This window comes from Streptomyces sp. NPDC054841, from assembly GCF_053611045.1.
Genome location: NZ_JBSGZO010000586.1, coordinates 1 through 4,769 on the forward strand (window position 1 = coordinate 1; position 4,769 = coordinate 4,769).

The 4,769-nt window shown below is 68.7% G+C and carries 5 protein-coding genes; 4 read left to right on the forward strand and 1 reads right to left on the reverse strand.

Annotated features, from left to right (window positions below; genetic code table 11):
* Positions 1-25 precede the first annotated feature (25 nt).
* Positions 26-1,408 carry a glycine--tRNA ligase gene (locus ACWGI8_RS39755; RefSeq protein WP_453668316.1) on the reverse strand — a complete coding sequence of 461 codons (1,383 nt, stop codon included), beginning with the start codon at positions 1,406-1,408 and terminating at the stop codon, positions 26-28.
* Positions 1,409-1,583: 175 nt separating this feature from the next.
* Here ACWGI8_RS39755 and ACWGI8_RS39760 point away from each other — a divergent pair, with 175 nt between their 5' ends.
* The 4 genes from ACWGI8_RS39760 (at position 1,584) to ACWGI8_RS39775 (ending at position 4,752) form a co-directional block, all read left to right on the forward strand.
* Complete coding sequence (locus tag ACWGI8_RS39760; protein ID WP_453668317.1) at positions 1,584-2,594, forward strand: metal ABC transporter substrate-binding protein; 1,011 nt, start codon at positions 1,584-1,586, stop codon at positions 2,592-2,594.
* 26 nt (positions 2,595-2,620) lie between these two features.
* Positions 2,621-3,379 carry a metal ABC transporter ATP-binding protein gene (locus tag ACWGI8_RS39765; RefSeq protein ID WP_453668318.1) on the forward strand — a complete coding sequence of 253 codons (759 nt, stop codon included), beginning with the start codon at positions 2,621-2,623 and terminating at the stop codon, positions 3,377-3,379.
* 2 nt (positions 3,380-3,381) lie between these two features.
* On the forward strand, positions 3,382-4,275 hold the full coding sequence (locus ACWGI8_RS39770; protein WP_453668319.1) for a metal ABC transporter permease: 894 nt from the start codon (positions 3,382-3,384) through the stop codon (positions 4,273-4,275).
* Positions 4,276-4,341: 66 nt separating this feature from the next.
* Positions 4,342-4,752 (forward strand): Fur family transcriptional regulator, encoded by a 411-nt coding sequence (locus ACWGI8_RS39775; protein ID WP_453668320.1) that lies wholly within the window; start codon positions 4,342-4,344, stop codon positions 4,750-4,752.
* Positions 4,753-4,769: the final 17 nt, after the last annotated feature.

Here is a 4,769-nt window from a genome sequence, read left to right on the forward strand (position 1 = left end):
CGGCCGGCCTCTGCTGGGGCTCGCGTCAGCAGCCGATGAGGCGGGTCGCGAGGTAGCCCTGGATCTGGTCCAGGGAGACGCGCTCCTGCTTCATGGTGTCGCGCTCGCGCACGGTGACCGCGTTGTCGTCGAGGGTGTCGAAGTCGACGGTGACGCAGTACGGGGTGCCGATCTCGTCCTGACGGCGGTAGCGGCGGCCGATGGCGCCGGCGTCGTCGAACTCGATGTTCCAGTTCTGCCGGAGGTCGGCGGCGAGGCCCTTGGCCTTCGGGGAGAGCTGCGGGTTGCGGGACAGCGGCAGCACGGCGACCTTGACCGGCGCGATACGCGGGTCGAGGCGCATCACGGTGCGCTTCTCCATGACGCCCTTGGCGTTCGGCGCCTCGTCCTCGTTGTAGGCGTCGAGCATGAACGCCAGCATCGTGCGGCCGACACCGGCGGCGGGCTCGATGACGTACGGGGTCCAGCGCTCGCCGGCTTCCTGGTCGAAGTACGACAGGTCCTGGCCGGAGGCCTTGGAGTGCGCGCCGAGGTCGTAGTCGGTGCGGTTGGCGACGCCCTCGAGCTCGCCCCACTCGCTGCCGCCGAACTGGAAGCGGTACTCGATGTCGGCGGTGCGCTTCGAGTAGTGGGAGAGCTTCTCGGCCGGGTGCTCGTACCAGCGCATGTTCTCCTCACGGAGACCCAGGCCGGTGTACCAGTTCCAGCGCTGCTCCATCCAGTACTCGTGCCACTTCTCGTCCTCGCCGGGCTTGACGAAGAACTCCATCTCCATCTGCTCGAACTCGCGGGTGCGGAAGATGAAGTTGCCCGGCGTGATCTCGTTGCGGAAGGACTTGCCGACCTGGGCGATACCGAAGGGCGGCTTGCGGCGCGAGGTCTGCTGGACCTGGGCGAAGTTGGTGAAGATGCCCTGGGCGGTCTCGGGCCGCAGATAGGCCACGGAGCCGGAGTCCTGCGTGGGGCCGAGGTGGGTCGAGAGCAGACCCGAGAACTGCTTGGGCTCGGTGAACTGGCCCTTGTTGCCGCAGTTGGGGCAGTTGATGTCGGCGAGGCCGTTCGCGGGGGTGCGGCCGTGCTTCTCCTCGTACGCCTCCTCCAGGTGGTCGGCGCGGAAGCGCTTGTGGCAGGAGGTGCATTCGGTCAGCGGGTCGGTGAAGGTCGCGACGTGACCGGAGGCCTGCCATACCTCGCTGGCAAGGATCACCGACGAGTCGAGACCGACGACGTCCTCACGCGAGGTGACCATGTAGCGCCACCACTGGCGCTTGATGTTCTCCTTGAGCTCGACACCCAGCGGCCCGTAGTCCCAGGCGGCACGCTGTCCGCCGTAGATCTCGCTGCAGGGGTAGACGAACCCACGGCGCTTGCTCAGGTTGACGATCGTGTCGATCTTGTCGGCGGCCACGGTGCTCTCTTCATTACGACGACGAAGTGCGAATGCTTCAGATTACCGGCGCCCGCACCCCCGGTATCAAATCGGTCCTCCCCTGTGCTCACGGCACTCGCTCCCGGGTTGCGAGGAGGTCACGGGGCGCTCATTTAATTGACAATCGTTTCCAGTTTTGTTGAAAATGACTGTCATGAACGTACGACGCCTCATACCCGCCACCGCCGTCGCCGGAGCCGCCGCGCTGTCCGTCGTGACCCTCTCCGCATGCTCGGGGTCCTCCGGTGCCGCGACCGGCGGCAAGAGCGACGGCAAGCTGGATGTGGTGGCGTCGTTCTACCCCATGCAGTATCTCGCCGAGCAGATCGGCGGCGACCATGTCGAGGTCACCACGCTCACCAAGCCGGGCGTCGAGCCGCATGACCTGGAGCTGAAGCCCAGGCAGGCGTCGGAGCTCCGCCAGGCCGACTACATCCTCTACCTCAAGGGCGTCCAGCCCGCCGTCGACGACGCGATCGCAGAGGCGGGCGTCGAGAACACGGTGGACGCCGCCACCCTCACGAAGCTCGAGAACCACGGCGCCGAGGTCGGCCACGACCACGGCCACGAGGGCGAGACCCCCGAGGAGCACGCCGAGCACGAGGGCGACGAGCACGCCGAGCACGAGGGCGAGGAGAGCGGCGCCGGAGACCCGCACATCTGGCTGGACCCGGTGAAGTACGCCGAGGTCGCCAAGGGCGTCGGCGCCTCGCTGGAGAAGGCCGACCCGGCCCATGCCGCGGACTACAAGAAGAACACCGACGCGCTGGTGACCAAGCTGGGCGGTCTCGACACCAAGTTCGCGCAGGGCCTGAAGAACACCGACACCAGGACCTTCATCACCACCCACTCCGCGTTCGGCTACCTCGCCGAGCGCTACGGCCTGGAGCAGGAGGGCATCGCCGGACTCGACCCGGAGAACGAGCCGAGCCCGGCCCGCGTCAAGGAGCTCCAGACCGTCGCGAGGCAGAACAAGGTCACCACCGTCTTCTTCGAGACGCTCGCCAGCGACAAGACCGCGAAGACCCTCGCCAAGGACACGGGCCTGAAGACGGACGTCCTGGACCCGCTGGAGGGAATCACGGACCAGTCCAAGGGCGATGACTACATCGCGGTGATGGAGTCCAACCTCGCCGCGCTGCAGAAGGCTCTCGGCGCAAAGTGACCGCAGCAGCATCGGAGGCGCAGTCCATGGAACCCGTCATATCCGTCCGTGGGGCCAGGGCCACGCTCGGCTCACGCCAGGTACTGCGTGGCGTCGACCTCACCGTGCACCACGGTGAGGTCGTCGCCCTGCTCGGCGCCAACGGCTCGGGCAAGTCGACGGCCGTACGGTCGTTGATCGGCCAGGTGCCGCTCACCGAAGGCACCGTCCGCCTCTTCGGCACCGAACTCCGCCGCTTCCGCGAGTGGTCGCGCGTCGGGTACGTACCGCAGCGCACGACCGCGACGAGCGGGGTTCCCGCGACGGTCCGCGAGGTCGTCTCGTCCGGTCGGCTGTCCCGTACGAAGCTGCGGTGGCCGTCCCGGCAGGACCGCTCGGCCGTGGAGCGCGCGATCGAGCTGGTGGGGCTCACGGACCGGGCGAAGGACTCGGTGAGCGCACTGTCCGGCGGACAGCACCAGCGTGTGCTGATCGCCCGGGCGCTGGCCGCCGACCCCCAGTTGCTGATCATGGACGAGCCGATGGCGGGAGTGGACCTCGCCAGCCAGGAGATCCTGGCCGGGACGCTGCGCGAGCAGGTCGCGGCCGGGACGACCGTGCTGCTGGTGCTGCACGAGCTGGGTCTGCTGGAGCCGCTGATCAACCGCGCGGTGGTGCTGCGCGACGGCTGCGTCGTCCACGACGGTCCGCCGCCGGAGGCCGTCGGCCAGCACGCGCTGCCCGGCCACGACCACGTACATCCGCATGCGGCCGACGAGCCGCTCCGCACGGGACTGCTGACCTGATCATGGAACTCCTCCAGGACCCCTTCATGCAGCGGGCGCTGCTGGCCGCCGTGCTGGTCGGCATCACCGCGCCTGCCGTCGGTATTCATCTGGTGCAGCGCCGGCAGGCGCTCATGGGCGACGGCATCGGCCATGTCGCGATGACCGGCGTCGGCCTCGGTTTCCTGCTCTCCAGCAATCCCGTGTGGATGGCGACGCTCGTCGCGGTCGTCGGCTCGGTCGCGATGGAGCTGATCCGGGCATACGGGCGTACGCGCGGCGACATCGCGCTGGCGATGCTCTTCTACGGCGGTATGGCGGGCGGCGTCATGCTGATGAACCTCAGCGGCACCGGGTCGAACGCCAAGCTCACCTCTTATCTCTTCGGCTCGCTCTCCACGGTCTCCGACGAGGACGTCACGGCGATCTGCCTGCTCGCGGGCTTTGTGCTGCTGGTGACGGTCGGGCTGCGGCGGCAGCTGTTCGCGATCAGCCAGGACGAGGAGTTCGCCCGGGTCACGGGTCTTCCGGTGCGGGCGCTGAATCTGCTCGTCGCCGTGACCGCCGCGGTGACGGTGACGGTCGCGATGCGCGTGGTCGGTCTGCTGCTGGTCAGCGCGCTGATGGTGGTGCCGGTGGCCGCGGCGCAGCAGATCACCCGGTCGTTCGCGGTGACGTTCGTCGTGGCCGTCGCGATCGGCGTCGCGGTCACGCTTTCGGGCACGGTCGCCACGTACTACCAGGACGTGCCGCCGGGCGCGACGATCGTGCTGCTCGCGATCGCGATATTCGTGCTGCTGACGCTGCTGGCGGCGCCGCTGGCCAGACGGCGTGCGAAGGCCCTGGACGCGGTGGCGGCGGAGTGCGATCTTGATGTTCCGGCCACCCGCCGCCCGGCCGACGACGTCAACGTCTGACCGGGCCCCGAGTCCCGCCTGGCAGAATGGCCCGACGAGGAGCGGGCGGAACGTAAGGAGGCACCTGTGGCGACTGCTGGACCCCCCGTACGCGGCCGGTCGACGCGGCAGCGGGCCGCGGTGGCGGCCGCGCTGGACGAGGTGGACGAGTTCCGCAGTGCGCAGGAGCTGCACGACATGCTCAAGCACCGCGGTGATTCCGTCGGCCTGACGACCGTGTACCGAACGTTGCAGTCCCTCGCCGACGCCGGCGAGGTGGATGTGCTGCGCACCAGCGAGGGTGAGGCGGTGTACCGGCGCTGTGCGTCCGGTGAGCACCACCACCACCTGGTGTGCCGGATGTGCGGCAAGGCGGTCGAGGTCGAGGGCCCGGCCGTGGAGCAGTGGGCGGAGACGATCGCGGCGCAGCACGGCTACGTGAACGTGGCGCACACGGTGGAGATCTTCGGTACGTGCGCGGAGTGCGCGCAGAAGTGACCCGAGGTACGTGAAGG